Annotated in this window: 13 protein-coding genes; 7 read left to right on the top strand and 6 right to left on the bottom strand. The window is 72.8% G+C overall.

Annotated features, from left to right (window positions below; all coding sequences use genetic code 11):
• The first annotated feature begins 171 nt into the window (after positions 1-171).
• Positions 172-1,137 carry a hypothetical protein gene (locus ASG49_RS03275; RefSeq protein ID WP_056537026.1) on the top strand — a complete coding sequence of 322 codons (966 nt, stop codon included), beginning with the start codon at positions 172-174 and terminating at the stop codon, positions 1,135-1,137.
• Positions 1,138-1,233: 96 nt separating this feature from the next.
• Here the strand turns inward: ASG49_RS03275 and glgP are convergent, their stop codons facing one another.
• On the bottom strand, positions 1,234-3,834 hold the full coding sequence (gene glgP / locus ASG49_RS03270; protein ID WP_056539679.1) for an alpha-glucan family phosphorylase: 2,601 nt from the start codon (positions 3,832-3,834) through the stop codon (positions 1,234-1,236).
• Between the two features lie 109 nt (positions 3,835-3,943).
• Between glgP and ASG49_RS03265 the strand changes: the two genes are divergently transcribed.
• Genes ASG49_RS03265 through ASG49_RS03240 form a run of 6 tightly spaced genes read left to right on the top strand, consistent with a single transcriptional unit; the run spans position 3,944 to position 12,915 of the window.
• Positions 3,944-5,941 carry an alpha-1,4-glucan--maltose-1-phosphate maltosyltransferase gene (locus ASG49_RS03265; protein ID WP_056537023.1) on the top strand — a complete coding sequence of 666 codons (1,998 nt, stop codon included), beginning with the start codon at positions 3,944-3,946 and terminating at the stop codon, positions 5,939-5,941.
• Complete coding sequence (gene treS / locus ASG49_RS03260; RefSeq protein ID WP_056537020.1) at positions 5,938-7,671, top strand: maltose alpha-D-glucosyltransferase; 1,734 nt, start codon at positions 5,938-5,940, stop codon at positions 7,669-7,671. The genes ASG49_RS03265 and treS overlap by 4 nt, the downstream gene beginning before the upstream one ends.
• A complete protein-coding gene (locus ASG49_RS03255; RefSeq protein WP_056537017.1) occupies positions 7,668-9,065 on the top strand; it encodes a hypothetical protein in 1,398 nt (465 codons plus the stop codon). The genes treS and ASG49_RS03255 overlap by 4 nt, the downstream gene beginning before the upstream one ends.
• Positions 9,062-10,963 (top strand): 1,4-alpha-glucan branching protein GlgB, encoded by a 1,902-nt coding sequence (glgB, locus tag ASG49_RS03250; RefSeq protein ID WP_056537014.1) that lies wholly within the window; start codon positions 9,062-9,064, stop codon positions 10,961-10,963. The genes ASG49_RS03255 and glgB overlap by 4 nt, the downstream gene beginning before the upstream one ends.
• Entirely contained in the window at positions 10,960-12,069 is a 1,110-nt protein-coding gene (locus ASG49_RS03245) for an SLC13 family permease (RefSeq protein WP_200936186.1), read from the top strand. Before glgB ends, ASG49_RS03245 begins: the two co-directional genes overlap by 4 nt.
• A 33-nt stretch (positions 12,070-12,102) precedes the next feature.
• Positions 12,103-12,915, top strand: coding sequence for an NUDIX hydrolase (locus tag ASG49_RS03240; protein ID WP_235561882.1), 813 nt, complete (start codon positions 12,103-12,105; stop codon positions 12,913-12,915).
• Positions 12,916-12,927: 12 nt separating this feature from the next.
• Here the strand turns inward: ASG49_RS03240 and ASG49_RS03235 are convergent, their stop codons facing one another.
• From ASG49_RS03235 to ASG49_RS03215, 5 genes are read right to left on the bottom strand one after another with little or no spacing between them, the layout of a single operon-like run.
• Entirely contained in the window at positions 12,928-13,332 is a 405-nt protein-coding gene (locus tag ASG49_RS03235) for a hypothetical protein (protein ID WP_056537008.1), read from the bottom strand.
• Between the two features lie 34 nt (positions 13,333-13,366).
• Entirely contained in the window at positions 13,367-13,879 is a 513-nt protein-coding gene (locus ASG49_RS03230; protein WP_056537005.1) for a universal stress protein, read from the bottom strand.
• 53 nt (positions 13,880-13,932) lie between these two features.
• The gene (locus tag ASG49_RS03225) at positions 13,933-14,811 is read right to left on the bottom strand and encodes a carbohydrate ABC transporter permease (RefSeq protein ID WP_056537002.1); all 879 of its coding nucleotides are present in this window, start codon (positions 14,809-14,811) and stop codon (positions 13,933-13,935) included.
• The gene (locus tag ASG49_RS03220) at positions 14,808-15,785 is read right to left on the bottom strand and encodes a carbohydrate ABC transporter permease (RefSeq protein ID WP_056536999.1); all 978 of its coding nucleotides are present in this window, start codon (positions 15,783-15,785) and stop codon (positions 14,808-14,810) included. The genes ASG49_RS03225 and ASG49_RS03220 overlap by 4 nt, the downstream gene beginning before the upstream one ends.
• Positions 15,782-17,212 (bottom strand): ABC transporter substrate-binding protein, encoded by a 1,431-nt coding sequence (locus ASG49_RS03215; protein ID WP_056536996.1) that lies wholly within the window; start codon positions 17,210-17,212, stop codon positions 15,782-15,784. The genes ASG49_RS03220 and ASG49_RS03215 overlap by 4 nt, the downstream gene beginning before the upstream one ends.
• Positions 17,213-17,251 lie beyond the last annotated feature (39 nt).

Raw genomic sequence — 17,251 nt, 5'->3', positions numbered from 1 at the left:
GGCGGCGAGCCTACGGGGCGGGCGGTTTCACCGGCTGGCCGGTGAAACTGCCCGCCGATGTCAGGTGAGGGTCGTGTGCGCACGGTTCCACGACCGAGGTCTGCCAGTGAGTTCTCCACAGCCGTACGACGCACCCCCCCGCTGCTCCCCCACAGGCGCGAGGGTCGAGGGGTGTCCGACCACTTCCGGCCCGTCGCCGACCCGCCGACCGGTCTCGTCGTCCCGCGGCGCCCAGACCCCTCGGGGAGGACGGGCCCGACACCGGGTCAGGCACGCGGGCCCGGCTTCCGTCGTACGACGCCCGGGTTCCACGTCCCCGCGGGCACGCCCACGAGCGTCGAGCAGCGGATCCTCGAGCAGGCCCAGCGCCTCCCACCGGGGGGCGCCGTCGGCGGCTGGGCCAGCCTGCGCCTGCACGGGGCGGCGTACTTCGACGGCGTCGGCCGGCGGGGAGACCGCCCCGTTCCCCTGGTGCTGCCGCCCGGGCGCACGCTGCACCCCTTCCCCGGTGGTCGGGCCGTCCGGGCCTCGGCCACACCCGCGGTGGTGGTCCAGTACGGCGTCCCCTGCACCGACCCGTACGCCGCGCTGCTGTGGGAGCTCGGGCAGCCCACGGACGCCACCGCGGCGCTGGTCGCGGTGGACATGGCGCTCGCTGCGGGCGTCGTACGTCACGACCGGCTGCGCTCCCTGACGTGGGACGACCTCCCCCGGACTCGGCGGTCCGAGGCGCTCGGTGCGATCCAGGCGGCGGACCCCCGCAGCCTGTCCCCCCGGGAGACCTGGCTCCGGTGGGTGTGGACCGACGTCGCCGACCTGGGCCGACCCCGCTGCAACTGGATGGTCCTGGGTCCCGACGGTCGACACCTGGCCACGCCCGACCTGCTGGACCCGGTGCGCGGAGTGGCGGCCGACTACGACGGTGCCGCCCACCGAGGCGCCGCGCGCCACCGGCGCGACGAGCGACGCAAGGAGGCGTTGCTCACGGTCGGCCTCGAGCACGTGACGGTCGTGGGCCAGGGGCCCGGCGACGAGAGCGAGGTCGCCGGGCGACTCCTCGCGGCTGCGGACCGCGCCGCGCGGCGCCACGAGCCACGGCTCTGGACGGTCCGCGAAGGACGGCTCCCCGGCTGGTGACCTCACTGTCAGACCACGGTCGTCAGGACTACCCCTCGACGACCGACACCCGACACCGACGGGCAGTTTCCCCGGCTAGCCGGGGAAACTGCCCCCTCACGCCAGCGCGATCAACCCCAGCTCAGCGGGCGAGGCGAGGTCGGGGTTGCTGGGGAGGAGACGGACGGTGTAGCCGAAGGAGCCGGCGCGGGAGAGCGGGACGGCGCCGTCGAAGCGGTGGCGGCCGCCCTCGTAGGACTCCCCCAGGGCCAGCGGGGCCGCGGAGGTGTCGGTCAGCGAGTCGTCGAGGCCGACGCGGCCGTGGACCACCTCGACCCGCACGTCCTCGGGGGCGAGGGAGCCGAGCGAGACGAAGGCGTGGACCTCGAGCGAGGCGCCGATCTCGGGCGCGTCGGGCAGGCCGCCGCTCTCGACGTGGTCGACCCGGACCTCGCCCCAGCCCTGGCGCACCCGCGACTTCCAGGCGGCGAGCTCGCGGGCGCCGTCGTAGGAGTCGTCGAGCGCACGGGAGGCCACCGCGGAGGGCGAGTACAGCTTCTCGACGTACTCCTTGAGCATGCGGGTGGAGAGCACCTTGGGGCCGAGCGACTTCAGGGTGTGGCGCACCATCTCGATCCAGCGCAGCGGAACGCCGTCGCCGTCGAGGTCGTAGAAGCGGGGGGTGACGTCCTTCTCGAGCAGGTCGTAGAGCGCCGCGGCCTCGAGGTCGTCACGCCGGCCGTTGTCGAGCTCGGCGCCCGCGCCGCTGCCGTCGTCGGCCGAGGGGATGGCCCAGCCGTTGCTGCCGTCGTACCACTCGTCCCACCAGCCGTCGAGGATGGAGAGGTTGAGCCCGCCGTTGAGGGCGGCCTTCATGCCCGACGTGCCGCACGCCTCGTAGGGGCGCAGCGGGTTGTTCAGCCACACGTCGCAGCCGGGGTAGAGCGGCTGCGCCATGGCGATGTCGTAGTTGGGCAGGAAGGCGATCCGGTGGCGGACCTCCGGGTCGTCGGCGAAGCGCACGATCTGCTGGATCAGCTGCTTGCCGCCGTCGTCGGCGGGGTGGGACTTGCCGGCGATGACCAGCTGCACCGGGCGCTCGGGGTCGAGCAGCAGCCGCTTGAGGCGCGCGGGGTCGCGCAGCATCAGCGTGAGCCGCTTGTACGACGGGACCCGGCGGGCGAACCCGATGGTGAGCACGTCGGGGTCGAGCGCGGTGTCGATCCAGCCCAGCTCGGCCGGGGCCGCACCCCGCTCCAGCCACGACCGGCGCAGCCGGGCGCGGGCGTCGTCGACGAGCTTGCCGCGGAGCACCCGCTTGGTGGCCCACAGGTCCTTGCCGGAGACCTTGTCGACCGCGGCCCAGACGTCGTCGCCGTGCTTGTCGGCGAGCTCGAGCACCTCGCGGCCGACCCAGGTCGGGGCGTGCACGCCGTTGGTGATCGAGGTGATCGGCACCTCGGCCTCGTCGAAGGCCGGCCACAGGCCGTTGAACATGCCGCGGCTGACCTCGCCGTGGAGCTGCGAGACGCCGTTGGCGCGCTGCGCGAGGCGGAAGCCCATCACGGCCATGTTGAACACCCCGGGGTCGCCGCCCTGGTAGTCCTCGGCGCCCAGCGCCAGGATCCGGTCCACGGGTACGCCGGGAGCGGCGCCGTGGCCGCCGAAGTACTGCTCGACCAGCTGGCGCGGGAAGCGGTCGATGCCGGCGGGCACCGGGGTGTGGGTGGTGAAGACGCTGCCGGCGCGGGTGACCTCGAGCGCGGTGTCGAGGTCGAGCGCCGGGCCGCCCTCGGCGACGGTGAGCTCGCGGATCCGCTCGACGCCGAGGAAGCCGGCGTGGCCCTCGTTGCAGTGGAAGACCTCGGGGTCGGGGTGACCGGTGAGGCGGCAGTAGGCCCGGACGGCGCGCACGCCGCCGATGCCGAGCAGCAGCTCCTGCTGCAGCCGGTGCTCGGTGGTGCCGCCGTAGAGCCGGTCGGTGACCTCGCGCAGGTGCTGGGGGTTCTCCTCCACGTCGGTGTCGAGCAGCAGCAGGGGCACGCGTCCCACCTGGGCGATCCAGACGCGGGCGACCATCGTGTGCTCGCCGGGCACGGCGATCTCGACGGTGGCCTGGGCGCCGTCGGCCTCGCGCAGCGGCACGATCGGCAGCCCGTCGGGGTCCAGCACCGGGTAGCTCTCCTGCTGCCAACCCTCGCGCGAGAGCGACTGGCGGAAGTAGCCCATCTGGTAGAGCAGCCCGACGCCGATCAGCGGGATGCCGAGGTCGCTGGCGGTCTTGAGGTGGTCGCCGGCGAGGATGCCGAGGCCGCCGGAGTACTGCGGCAGCACCGAGGTGATGCCGTACTCTGAGCTGAAGTAGGCCACGGCGCGCGGCAGGTCGGCGTCACCCTCGTCCTTGCGCCCGCGTCCCGCGGCCTGCTTCTGGAACCACCGGTCGGAGGTCAGGTAGTCGTCGAGGTCGGCCGCGGCCAGCTGGAGGCGCTTGAGGAAGCGGCGGTCGCCGGCGAGCTCCTCGAGGCGGTCCGGTGAGACGGCGCCGAGCAGCTTGACCGGGTCGTGCCCGCTGGCGCGCCACACCTCGGGGTCGACGGCGGCGAAGACGTCCTGCGTCTCCGGGCTCCACGACCAGCGCAGGTTGAGGGCCAGGTCGCTCAGCACGGCGAGCTTGGCGGGCAGGACGGGGCGGACGGTGAATCGACGGATGGCACGCACGGGCAGCACCGTAACCGAAGTCTTGGATCGATCCAACGGCTTCGCCCGAGTCGGGCGCGAGCCGGGCCCGACGTTTGCGCGCGGCCTCGCGCTCCGCGAGGGTGGGGCCATGGTCGGACGCATTCCCGTCATGGACGTGACCCCGGTGGTCAACCTCGGACGCAACCCCGCGAAGGCGACGGTCGGCGAGCGCTTCGAGGTGGCCGCGCTGGTCTTCCGCGAGGGCCACGACCAGCTCGGCGCCGAGGTGGTCCTCACCGATCCCTCCGGCACCCGTCGTACGCCGCAGCGCATGGTCGCCGTGCCCGACGAGGTCTCCCGGATGACCGCCACCGTGCGGCCCGACACCGAGGGTCCCTGGACCTTCGAGGTGCAGGCCTGGGGCGACCCGCTGGGCACCTGGCTGCACGACGGCCCGATCAAGGTCGAGGCCGGGGTCGACGTCGAGGTGATGTTCGCCGAGCTGGTGCTGCTGCTGGACCGCGTCGCCGCCGAGGACGGCGTGGACGCGGCGCAGGCGCAGGTGCTGGCCGACACCAGGCGGGCCGTCGAGGACTCCACTCGCCCGGTCGAGGCCCGTCTCGCCGCCACCACCACGACCGAGCTGGCCGAGGTGTTCGCCGCCCACCCGCTGCGCGAGCTGCTCAGCACCGAGGGTCCCTACCCCTTCTTCGCCGACCGCGAGCGCGCGCTCTACTCCAGCTGGTACGAGTTCTTCCCCCGCTCCGAGGGCGCCCACGTCGACGCCACGACCGGGAAGCTCGTCTCCGGCACCTTCCGCACCGCCACGGCCCGGTTGCAGTCGATCGCCGACATGGGCTTCCACGTGCTCTACCTGCCCCCGATCCACCCGATCGGCGAGGTCAACCGCAAGGGCGCCAACAACACGCTCACGCCCACGGCCGACGACGTCGGCTCGCCGTGGGCCATCGGCAGCCGCCACGGCGGCCACGACGCCGTCCACCCCGACCTCGGCACGCTGGAGGACTTCGACGCCTTCCTCGCCGAGGCGCGGCGGGTCGGGCTCGAGGTCGCGCTCGACTACGCCCTCCAGGCGGCGCCGGACCACCCCTGGGCCCGCGAGCACCCCGAGTGGTTCACCGTCCGCGTCGACGGCACCATCGCCTACGCCGAGAACCCGCCGAAGAAGTACCAGGACATCTACCCGATCAACTTCGACCGCGACCCCGAGGGCATCTACGCCGAGTGCGAGCGGGTGCTGCGGTTCTGGATGGACCGCGGCGTGCGGATCTTCCGCGTCGACAACCCGCACACCAAGCCGGTCGCCTTCTGGGAGTGGCTGCTCGGCCGCGTCCGCGCCACCGACCCCGACGTGCTGTTCCTCTCCGAGGCGTTCACCAAGCCGCCGATGATGCAGGCGCTGGCCACGGTGGGCTACCACCAGAGCTACACCTACTTCACCTGGCGCAACGCCCGCTGGGAGATCGCGGAGTACCTCCACGAGGTCGCCCGCGAGACGGCCGACGTGCTGCGCCCCAACTTCTTCGTCAACACCCCCGACATCCTCCCCGCGTTCCTGCAGTACGGCGGCCCGCCGGCCTTCAAGATCCGCGCCGCCCTGGCCGCCACCAGCTCGCCCGCCTGGGGGGTGTACGCCGGCTACGAGCTCTACGAGCACGTGGCGCTGCGCCCGGGCACCGAGGACTACCTCGACTCGGAGAAGTTCCAGCTCAAGGTCCGCGACTGGGAGGGTGCCGCCGAGCGGGGCGAGACGCTGGCGCCGTACCTCACCCGGCTCAACGAGATCCGGGCCGCGCACCCCGCGCTGCAACAGCTGCGCGACCTGACGCTGCACAGCAGCGACGACGAGGCGGTGCTGGTCTTCTCCAAGTCCGAGCACCTCGAGGACGGCACCGTCGACACCGTGATCGTGGTGCTCAACGTCGACCCCTACGCCGCCCACACCACCACCGTGCACCTCGACCTGCCCGCGCTCGGCTTCGAGTGGCACGACAGCTACGTCGTGCACGACGAGATCACCCGCCAGGACTGGACCTGGGGCGCGCACAACTACGTGCACCTCGACCCGTGGGTGGAGCCCGCCCACGTGTTGGCCGTGCGCCGCCCCCCGGCGGCCGGCGCGTGACGACCCACCCCTCCGAGGAGTCGCCCCAGGTCGTCGAGGGCGAGACCCCCGACTGGTTCAAGACGGCCGTCTTCTACGAGGTCCTGGTCCGCTCGTTCAACGACTCCGACGGCGACGGCGTGGGCGACTTCCGCGGCCTGACCGACAAGCTCGACTACCTGCAGTGGCTGGGCGTCGACTGCCTGTGGGTGCCACCGTTCTTCACCTCGCCGCTGCGCGACGGCGGCTACGACGTCGCCGACTACACCGGCGTGCAGCCCGAGGTCGGCACGGTCGAGGACTTCCAGGTCTTCGTCGCCGAGGCCCACCAGCGCGGCATCCGCGTGATCATCGACTTCGTGATGAACCACACCAGCGACCAGCACCCGTGGTTCCAGGCCAGCCGCGCCGACCCCGAGGGGCCCTACGGCGACTTCTACGTCTGGTCCGACGACGACGACCTGTACGCCGAGGCGCGGGTCATCTTCGTCGACACCGAGCCCTCCAACTGGACCTGGGACCCGGTGCGCCAGCAGTACTTCTGGCACCGGTTCTTCTCCCACCAGCCCGACCTCAACTTCGACAACCCGGCCGTGCTGGAGGCGATGCTCGAGGCGATGGCGTTCTGGCTCGACATGGGCCTGGACGGCTTCCGGCTCGACGCCGTGCCCTACCTGTTCGAGCGGCCCGGCACCAACGGCGAGAACCTCCCCGAGACCCACGCCGCCCTGAAGGCCGTGCGTCGCTTCGTCGACGAGCACTACCCCGGCCGGGTGCTGCTGTGCGAGGCCAACCAGTGGCCCACCGACGTCGTGGAGTACTTCGGCGACGCGTCCGTCGGCGGCGACGAGTGCCACATGGCCTTCCACTTCCCGGTGATGCCGCGCATCTTCATGGCCGTGCGCCGGGAGAACCGGTTCCCGATCTCGGAGATCCTCGAGGAGACCCCCGCGATCCCCTCCGGCTGCCAGTGGGGCATCTTCCTGCGCAACCACGACGAGCTGACCCTGGAGATGGTCACCGACGAGGACCGCGACTACATGTGGTCCGAGTACGCCGGCGACCCGCGGATGAAGGCCAACATCGGCATCCGCCGCCGGCTCGCGCCGCTGCTCGACAACGACGTCGACCGGATGGAGCTGTTCACCGCGCTGCTGCTCTCCCTGCCGGGCTCGCCGGTGCTCTACTACGGCGACGAGATCGGGATGGGCGACAACATCTGGCTGGGCGACCGCGACGGGGTGCGCACCCCGATGCAGTGGACGCCCGACCGCAACGCCGGCTTCTCCCGCGCCAACCCCGGCCGGCTGCACCTGCCGACGATCCAGGACCCCGTTTTCGGGTACCAACGCGTCAATGTCGAGACCGAGCTGGACGACCAGTCCTCCTTGCTGCACTGGACGCGCCGGATGATCCAGGCCCGCAAGCAGCACCCGTGCTTCGGTCTCGGCGACTTCTCCGACCTCGGGGGGTCCAACCCCTCGGTGCTGTCCTACGTCCGCCAGCACACCGATCCCGACACCGGGCGTACCGACACCGTGCTGTGCGTCAACAACCTCTCCCGCTTCCCGCAGCCGGTGGAGCTGGACCTGCGTCGCTGGGAGGGCCTGACCCCGGTCGAGCTGCTCGGCGGGGTCCGGTTCCCGCGCATCGGGGAGATGTCCTACCTGCTGACCCTGGGCGGCTACGGCTTCTACTGGATGCGGCTGCCCGGCGTCGGCACCGACGACTCGACAGGAGTGCCGCGATGACCTCGACGAGCAGCCACCCGCAGATGACCGCCTACCTGGCCCAGGCGCGCTGGTTCGCCGGCAAGGGCCGCGACCACGACGTCACCGACGTCGTCCGGGTCGCCACGCTGCCGGGACCGCCGACGGTGACCATCGACCTGCTCACCGTCACCTACCCCGACGGCAGCACCGAGCGCTACCAGATGCCGCTGGTGCACCACGGCGAGGAGCAGCACCGCATCGGCCACGCGCTCGTCGGCCACGGCACCGACGACCTCGACCCCGACGCCGGCGAGCGCTGGACCTACGACGCGGTGCACGACCGCGAGGCGATGGCGGTCTACCTGCAGACCTTCTGCTCCACCCCGAGCGGCGGCGAGCAGGCGTACGGCGGCACCACCTTCCACCGCATCGGCGACCACGAGCTGGCCACCGATGTGCACTCGACGCTGTTCAGCGGCGAGCAGAGCAACTCCTCGGTGGCCTTCGGCGACGACAGCCTGCTCAAGGTGTTCCGCAAGGTCACCAGCGGCCGCAACCCCGACATCGAGATCCACAAGGTCCTCACCGAGGCCGAGAACCCCAACGTCGCCGCGCTCTACGGCTGGGTGCAGGCCGGCGAGGACGACCTCGCGATGCTGCAGCAGTTCCTGCGCACCGCCGCCGACGGCTGGGACCTCGCGCTGTCGAGCGTGCGCAACCTGTTCAGCGAGGCCGACCTGCACGCCGACGAGGTGGGCGGCGACTTCGCCGGCGAGTCCGAACGGCTCGGCGCCGCGGTCGCCGACGTCCACGTCGTGCTGCGCGAGCACTTCGGCCACGACACCGTCGACGGCGCGTCGCTGGCCGAGCAGATGCGGGTGCGGCTGGAGGCCCAGCTGGCCGGCGTGCCCGACCTGGCGCCCCACGCCGACGCGCTGCGGCGGGTGTTCGCCGACCTCGGTGATCTCGGCCGCCAGGAGGTGCACCGCGTCCACGGCGACCTGCACCTCGGCCAGACGCTGCGCACCGCCCGCGGCTGGAAGCTCGTGGACTTCGAGGGCGAGCCGGCCAAGCCGCTCTCGGAGCGCCGGCTGCCCGACTCCCCCTGGCGCGACGTCGCGGGCATGCTGCGCTCCTTCGACTACGCCGTCGAGTCGGTGGTCAAGGACCTCCACGAGCTCGGCGACCCCGGCCCGCAGGTGGAGTACCGCGCCCGGGAGTGGCGCGAGCGCAACCGCGCCGCGTTCCTCCACGGCTACGTCGAGCGTCGGGTCGAGGCGGGCGGGTCGGCGATGACCGACGCCGAGCGCGCCCTCGTCGACGCCTACGAGGCCGACAAGGCCGTCTACGAGGTGGGCTACGAGGCCCGCAACCGCCCGACCTGGGTCGACATCCCGCTCGCCGCCATCTCACGCATCGGAGACCACGCATGACCGACGACCCCACGACCCACGAGCTGCTCGGCGAGATCGACCTGCACCTGATCAACGAGGGCCGCCACGAGCGGCTCTGGGACGCCCTGGGCGCCCACGTCGGCACCGAGGGCACCACCTTCCGGGTCTGGGCCCCGCACGCCCTCGAGGTGCAGGTGCGCGGCGGCTTCAACGACTGGGACGGCAGCCGCAGCCCGATGGTGCAGAGCGGCGACTCGGGCGTGTGGGAGTGCTTCGTGGCCGGCGCCGGGTCGGGCGAGGCCTACAAGTTCCACGTCCGCGGCGCCGACGGTCACTGGCGCGACAAGGCCGACCCGATGGCCTTCCACACCGAGGTGCCGCCGCACACGGCGTCGGTGACCTTCGCGAGCACCCACACCTGGTCCGACGACGCCTGGATGGCCGAGCGCGCCGAGAACACCCGGCACGACCAGCAGCCGATGTCGGTCTACGAGGTCCACCTCGGCTCGTGGCGGCACCACCCCCGCGGGCCCGGCGAGTCGACCTACACCTACGACGACCTGGCCGAGCACCTCACGGCGTACGTCGTGGAGATGGGCTTCACCCACGTCGAGCTGCTGCCGGTGATGGAGCACCCCTTCGGCGGGTCGTGGGGCTACCAGGTGACCTCCTACTACGCCCCCACCTCGCGCTTCGGCGACCCCGACGGCTTCCGCCGGCTCGTCGACGCGCTGCACCAGGCGGGGATCGGCGTCATCGTCGACTGGGTGCCGGCCCACTTCCCCAAGGACGAGTTCGCGCTGGCCCGCTTCGACGGCACGCCGCTCTACGAGGACCCCAACCCCAGCCGCGGCGAGCACCCCGACTGGGGCACCTACGTCTTCAACTTCGGCCGCCGCGAGATCCGCAACTTCCTGGTCGCCAACGCGCTCTACTGGCTCCAGGAGTTCCACGTCGACGGGATCCGCGTCGACGCGGTGGCCTCGATGCTCTACCTCGACTACTCCCGCGAGCCCGGCGAGTGGGAGCCCAACGTGCACGGCGGCCGCGAGAACCTCGAGGCGGTGCACTTCCTGCAGGAGCTCAACGGCACCGTCTACAAGAACGTCCCCGGCGCGGTCACGATCGCCGAGGAGTCGACCTCGTGGCCGGGCGTCACCCGCCCCACCAGCGAGGGCGGGCTCGGCTTCGGGCTGAAGTGGAACATGGGCTGGATGCACGACTCGCTGAGCTACGTCGCCCGCGAGCCCGTGCACCGCGGCTACCACCACCACGAGGTCACCTTCTCGATGGTCTACGCCTACTCCGAGCACTTCGTGCTGCCCATCAGCCACGACGAGGTCGTGCACGGCAAGGGCTCGCTGCTGCGCAAGATGCCCGGCGACCGCTGGCAGCAGCTGGCCAACGTGCGCGCGTTCCTGTCCTGGCAGTGGGCCCACCCGGGCAAGCAGCTGCTGTTCATGGGCACCGAGTTCGCCCAGGACCAGGAGTGGGCCGAGCAGCGCGAGCTCGACTGGTGGCTGCTGGGCGACGCCGACCACGAGGGCGTGCGCCGCCTGGTGCGCGACCTCAACAGCGTCTACCTCGACAGCCCGGCGCTGTGGTCGCAGGACTCCGACCCCGCCGGCTTCACCTGGCTCGAGGCCGACGACTCCGGGGGCAACACCGTGGCCTTCGTCCGCTGGGGCAACGACGGCAGCGCGCTGGTCTCGGTCACCAACTTCTCCGGCCAGCCGCGCGAGTCCTACCGGCTCGGGCTGCCCTTCGCCGGGGAGTGGAGCGAGGTCATCAACACCGACGCCGAGGCCTACGGCGGCTCCGGCGTCGGCAACCTCGGCACGGTGACGGCCCACGCCGAGCCGCACCACGGCCAGCCCGCCTCGGCGTCGCTGCGCGTGCCCCCGCTGGGCACCGTCTGGCTCTCCGCCCGGCGGTGAGCGGCGGGCTCGACGCGGTCGGCCCGTCGCTGCTCGAGGTCGCCGACCGGGTCTGGCCGGTGCTGCTGTTCCTCGCGCTGATCCAGGTGGTGGCCGACCTGTGCGACGAGGCTGGCCTGTTCGACGTCGGGGCGCACCTCGCGGCCCGCGCCGCGGGCGGCAGCCGGCTGCTGCTCTTCGGCCTGTTCGTGGTGCTGGCCACGGTGTGCACGTGGGTGCTCAGCATCGACACCACCGCCGTGCTGCTCGCCCCGATCGGCCTGGCCCTGGCCCAGGAGCTGCGGCTGAGCCCGTTGCCGTTCGCCTTCGCCGCGATCTGGCTGGCCAACTCCGCCTCGCTGCTGCTGCCGGTCTCCAACCTGACCAACCTGCTGGCCCAGGAGCGGCTCGACCTGCACCCGCTGGAGTTCCTGGCGCGGACCTGGGCGCCCCAGCTCGCCGTGCTCGCGGTCGTCGTCGTGGTGCTGCTGCTGCGGCACCGGCGGGCGCTGGTCGGCCGCTACGTGGTGCCCCGGGGGCTGCCCGACGCCGACCGGCCGCTCGTGCTGCTGGCCGCGGTGGTGGTCGCCCTGGTCGCCCCGGCCGTGGTCGTCGGCACGCCCCCGTGGCTCACGGCCCTGGTCGCCGCGGTCGTGCTGGTCGCCGGGTTCGCCGTACGCCGACCCGCGGTCGTCACCCCGCGCCGGCTGCTCGCGCTGCTGCCGTGGTCGGTGATCGTGCTGGCCGTGGTGCTGTTCGCGGTCACCGACGTGGTGGTCGACGTCGGGGCGCCGGTGCTCACCGCGGCGCTGGGCCAGGGGTCCTCGCCGGGGTCGGTGGCCCAGCTGGCAGGCGTCACCACGGTGCTGGCCAACGTCGTCAACAACCTGCCGGCCTACCTCGTGGTGGAGCCGTTCGCCGGCAGCACCGACCGGCTGCTCACCGCACTGGTCGCCGTCAACGTCGGCCCGGTCGTGCTCGCGTGGGGGTCGCTGGCCAACCTGCTGTGGCTGCGCAGCTGCCGCCGGCGCGGTCTGCCGATCAGCGCGCTGCGCTTCGGCCTCGAGGGGCTGCTGGTCGCGCCGGCCGCCGTCGCGGCCGGTGTGCTCGCCATCTGGCTGCTCTGAGCCGCTCCCCCGCCGGTCACTAGGGTGGGCCTCGTGCGTGCCGAGCTGACCTCCGTCGCGCCCGGCGTGGTCCGGGTGTCCTGGCCCCCGGCGCTGCAGGAGCAGGGCCTGAAGGTCTGCTCCGAGGAGGTGCGACGCGTCGTGGAGTCCGCCTTCAAGGGCGGCGCCACCCGGGTCGAGACCCACGTCGACCCCGACGACGACCAGGCCCAGCGCGTCGCGACCTTCTCGGGCCTGATGCGCGAGGGCGTCGCCCGCGGCGTCGCGGACGCCGACGGCGAGGTCGACCGGCCCGCCACCGACCGGGTGGTCTACGCCCGGCTGGTCGACGACACCCCGCTGGAGGACCCCGACGGGTTCCGCACCCTGCTCAACTCCTTCCTGCCGCGCAAGCGCGCCATCAGCCAGCTGCTGGTCCGCGACGGCGACGACCGGGTGCTGCTGTGCCAGCTGACCTACAAGCGCGACCACGACCTGCCCGGTGGCGTCGTCGAGGTCGGCGAGTCGCCGCAGCTGGCCGTGGCCCGCGAGGTCCGCGAGGAGCTGGCCCTCGACCTCGAGCCCGGCCGGCTGCTGCTGACCGACTGGCTGCCGCCCTGGGGCGGCTGGGACGACGCCCTGTGCCTGGTCTTCGACGGCGGCGTCGTGGACGCCTCGGTGCTCGACGACGTGGTGCGGCAGGAGCGCGAGATCCGCTCGGTCGCCTTCCACACCCCGGCGGAGGTCCGCGAGCGCTGCGCCGACTTCACCGCCCGGCGGGTCGAGGCGGCGCTGGCCGCCCTCCGGGCCGCGCCCCCGGCCGCCGACCCCGGCCCGGCGGCGTACACCGAGAGCGGGCGGGGCTGAGCTGACCGGAGGTCAGGGACGCGGGCGGTCGTCCGCGTCGCCGTACCAGTCCTCGCTCCAGTCGTCGTCGTCCTCCTTGCGCGGAGCGGTGCGCAGCGCGTCCCAGCCCCGCCGGAGCACCTTCTCGGCCAGCCGCGCGTTGATCCACGCCGTCGTGGTCCACACCGCGACCCAGGCCACCCCGACCGGCCACGACACCGCCTCGGGGCCGTGGCCCACCAGCGCGCCGACGGCCAGGGCGGCGTAGAACCCGACCCACATCGCCAGCAGGCTGAGCGGCAGTGTCAGGACCAGCAGCACCACCCACGCCACCGACGAGTCGACGACGAAGGCCACGGTGGCGGCGACGGCCACGGCGGCGACGTAGGTCTGGCCGCGCAGCGAGAGGCGCACCGGGGCGGCGGCGGTCTGCTCCATGGGTCCATGGTGGGGCATGGACCCCGAGGGTGGGTCAGTCGGTCGCGAGCACCTGGGTGTCGAGGTCGTCCGGGTCGTCGTCGCCCTGCACCGGCACGACCACGACCGGACACGGCGCGTGGCGCATCACCTGGTCGGCCGTCGAGCCCATCCGCAGGCCGAGGAAGCCGCCCGCGCCGCGGGTGCCGACCACCAGCATGTCGGCGTGGGCCGCTGCCTCGAGCAGCCGTCGGCCGGCCGCGCCGTGGACGACGTGCAGCCGCACGGTCTCGCTCTCGGGCACCCCGGCGGCGGCGACGTCGTCACGGAGCCGGTCGAGGACGGCCTGCTCGAAGTCGGTGAGCGGCGGCACGTAGCCGCCGGTCGCGCTCGCGGGGCGCGGGGCCGAGGAGATCGACCAGGCGCGTACGACGTGCAGCGTCTCGCCCAGCCGCGTGGCGAGGTCCGCCGCCCAGCGGACCCCCTCCTGCGAGGCCGGTGAGCCGTCGTCGCCGACCAGGATCCCGCCCCGTGCGTCGACCGTGGTGGCCACCTTGACCGTGCTCATGTGCCTACCTCCCCGCGGGACCGGACGCTCCGGCCCGCGCCCCCACCCTAGGCTCAGCCCTTCTCGGCCCCGGCCGTCAGCCCGCCCACGAGGAAGCGCTCGGCGAGGAAGAACAGCACCACGATCGGCAGCGTCAGGATCACCGACCCCGCCATCAGCGTGGTGGTGGGCACCTCGATGCTGCCCGCCAGCTGCGAGAGGCCCAGGGAGACCGTCCAGGAGTCGCGGTCCTCGACCAGGAACAGCAGCGCGAAGAGGAACTCGTTCCAGGCGATCATGAAGACGAAGAGCGCGTTGGAGGCGACCGCCGGCAGCGCCAGCGGCAGGCTGATGCGGCGCAGCACCTGCAGCCGGGAGCAGCCGTCGATCGCGGCGGCCTCCTCCAGGCTGACCGGGATGGTGTCGAAGTAGTTGCGCAGCATGTAGATCGTCACCGCCGCCACCTGGGCGAGGTAGACGAGCAGCAGCCCGACCAGCGAGCCGCGCAGCCCGATGCGCGTGTAGAAGACGAACAGCGGCACGGCCAGCAGGATGCTGGGGAAGAAGTAGACGGTCAGGAACAGCGCCGAGACCTGGCGCCGGCCGAAGAAGTCGAGCCGGCTCACGGCGTACGCCCCCGGCACGGCGACCAGCAGCGAGAGCACCACGGTGCCGCCCGCGACCAGCAGGCTGTTGCGGATGAAGGAGGCGAAGCCCTGGCCGCCGGCGTCGACCGAGCGCAGCACGTCGGCGTAGGTGGCCGGGTCGATCTCGGAGAGGCCCACCCACATCCGGCCGGGGTCCTGCACCAGGCTGTCGAGCGGCCGGAACGAGAGCACCACCATGTAGTAGAACGGCACGAGCGCCACGAGCAGGAGCAGCCCGATCACCACCGGGCGGAGCACCGCGAGCGCCCGCTCCTCGACCGTGTTGCGGAGGTTGGAGGCGCTCATGCCCGCTCCTCCCGCCGGCCGAAGAGCTTGAGGTACGTCGTGACGAGCACCGCCAGGATCGCCGCCAGGACCAGGGCCTGGGCGGCCGCGGCGCCGATGTCGCTGCGAGCGGTGAGGTAGGTGAAGACCCGGACCGCCACCACCTCGGTGCCCGCGCCCCCGCCGGTCAGCAGGTAGATGTCGTCGAAGTTGTTGAAGGTCCAGATGAACCGCAGCACGCACAGCACCGCGATCGTGGGCCCCAGCTGCGGCAGCACGATGTGGCGGAACCGCTGGGTCGGTGTCGCGCCGTCGATGCGCGCCGCCTCCTCGTAGGTGTCCGGCACCGCCTCCAGGCGGGCGGTGAGGAACAGGAAGGCGAACGGGAACGACCTCCAGGCCTCGAAGGCGATCACCGTCAGCAGCGCCGTGGGCACCTCCAGCCGCAGGCCCAGCAGCGACACCTCGTCGGACCGGGAGCTGAGGAAGGCGATCGGGTCCTCCCAGCCCAGGGCGCCGGTCCCCCAGGCGTTGACCACGCCGTACTGCGGGTTGAGCGCGGTCGTCCACACGAAGGCGGCGGCGACCACGGGGGCGACGTAGGGCAGCAGGAGCGCGGCGCGCACCAGCCCGCGCCCGCGGAACGGGCGTCGCAGCGCCAGCGCGGCCACCAGGCCGACCAGGATCGCCAGGCCGGTGCCGCCCACGGCGTAGAAGAGCGTGGTCAGCAGCGCGGTGAGGAAGCCGTCGGAGGTGAGCACGTCGCGGAAGTTCTCGAGCGTGTAGTCGCCGACCACCCCGGCCGTGCGCAGGTCGAGCAGCCGCACCTCCTGGAAGGCCAGCGAGACCGTCCACAGGATCGGCAGCACCACCACGACGACCACCACCACGAGGGTGGGCGAGATCAGCGCGAGGCCGGTGCGGGCGTCCTGGCGGGCCCGGGTGGAGGGCGTACGCCGCCGCGGCGGCCTGGTCACGTCGGTCGAGGTGCTCATGACAGCGACTCCTGGATCGAGCGGACGTCCTGCGCCGCGTCCTGCGCGACCTCCTCGGGGTCCTCGCCGGAGGACACCTCGTCCACGGCCGCGGCCACCGGTTGCTCGCCCTGCAGCGCACCCAGCAGCTCGCCCTGGCCCTGCGGGATGCCCCAGCGCGAGAACTCCTCGGGACCGGCCGCGAGCGCCGCCAGCACGTCGTCGTCGTAGAAGTCCGCGAGCGGCCGCTTCTCCTCCTGCGGCACCCCCTCGCCGACGGGGAGCGTCGACCAGGTGCGCGAGAAGCGCTCCGGCTCCTCGGGGGTCCCGGTGCGGACCGGCACCTTGCCCTCGGGCGCGATCTGCAGCCACGGCACGTAGCCGTCGCCGAACATGTAGGCCACGAAGTCGCTCGAGGCCCGGGTGGAGGACTCCGCCGTGATGGTCCACGACGTCACCTCGCCGAAGGAGGCCGGACCCGCGTTGTCCGGGCCGGCGAGGGTGGTGACGACGCCGGTGTTGCGGGCCAGGAAGGCCGGGTCGTCCTCGCACTGCGGGCAGGTCGGCCGGGCGTCGGGCCGCAGGCCGGCCATCTCGTCGAGCACGAAGGTCGACCAGATGAACATCGCGGCCTGCCCGGCGAAGTAGGACGCCCGCGAGGTGTCGACGTCCTGCGCCCCCGGCACCGAGAAGTCCTCGACCAGGGTGCCGTAGAAGTCGAGCGCGTCGACGCACCGCTGGCTGTCCAGCCCGACCGACCCGTCGTCCTCGACCAGCTGGCAGTCGTTGCCGAGCGCCACCTGCTCGAAGGTCTGCTCGGTGAAGGCGTCGCCGGGGGCGGTGCCGCCGACGAAGCCCGCCAGGTCGTCGTCGTCGAGCGCCTCCGCGGCGGCCAGCGTCGCGTCGTACGTCGTGGGGGGCTCGAGGCCGGCCTGCTCGAAGAGGTCCTTGCGGTAGAACAGCAGCTGCGACCACGACTCGCTCGGCACGGCCAGCTGCGCGTCGCCGTCGCGGGTGAGCTCGACGGCCCGGTCGACGAAGGTCGACGGGTCGAGCCGCTCCACCACCGAGGCGACGGCGTCGGTGTCGACGAGCTCGTTGCCCGACAGCGTCCGGACGGCCGCCAGCGGCAGCGCGCCGATGACGTCGGGCAGGTCGCCCGCCGCCGCCGAGGAGATCAGCAGCTGGGTGAACTGGTCCTCGGCCACGGCGACCAGCTCGACCTCCACCCCGGTCTCGGCGGTGAAGTCGTCCACGATCGCCTGGGTCGCCGCCACCCGCTCCGGCAGGTCCTCCTGGATCCAGACCGTGATGCTGTTCGCGGGCTGCGGCTGCGGTCCCCCGCCCGCACAGGCGGTGAGGGCGACGAGGGCGGCGCCGGCGAGGAGCGCGACCGGCGCCCGCCGGCGGCGACCCCGCGTCGTACGACGGGCAGGTGCGACGGACATGTGGGCCTCCCCGGTCCTGGCGTCGTCGGTGACGTCAGG

The organism is Marmoricola sp. Leaf446 (assembly GCF_001424755.1).
Classification (GTDB): domain Bacteria; phylum Actinomycetota; class Actinomycetes; order Propionibacteriales; family Nocardioidaceae; genus Marmoricola.
This window is presented reverse-complemented; position numbering and strand designations above follow the sequence as displayed.

Bases quoted from the DNA above. Each gene is read 5' to 3' on its own strand.
- ASG49_RS03225 (WP_056537002.1), bottom strand. From the start codon at position 14,811: ATGAGCGCCTCCAACCTCCGCAACACGGTCGAGGAGCGGGCGCTCGCG.
- ASG49_RS03215 (WP_056536996.1), bottom strand. From the start codon at position 17,212: ATGTCCGTCGCACCTGCCCGTCGTACGACGCGGGGTCGCCGCCGGCGG.
- ASG49_RS03235 (WP_056537008.1), bottom strand. From the start codon at position 13,332: ATGGAGCAGACCGCCGCCGCCCCGGTGCGCCTCTCGCTGCGCGGCCAG.
- ASG49_RS03220 (WP_056536999.1), bottom strand. From the start codon at position 15,785: ATGAGCACCTCGACCGACGTGACCAGGCCGCCGCGGCGGCGTACGCCC.
- ASG49_RS03265 (WP_056537023.1), top strand. From the start codon at position 3,944: ATGGTCGGACGCATTCCCGTCATGGACGTGACCCCGGTGGTCAACCTC.
- ASG49_RS03230 (WP_056537005.1), bottom strand. From the start codon at position 13,879: ATGAGCACGGTCAAGGTGGCCACCACGGTCGACGCACGGGGCGGGATC.
- ASG49_RS03255 (WP_056537017.1), top strand. From the start codon at position 7,668: ATGACCTCGACGAGCAGCCACCCGCAGATGACCGCCTACCTGGCCCAG.
- glgB (WP_056537014.1), top strand. From the start codon at position 9,062: ATGACCGACGACCCCACGACCCACGAGCTGCTCGGCGAGATCGACCTG.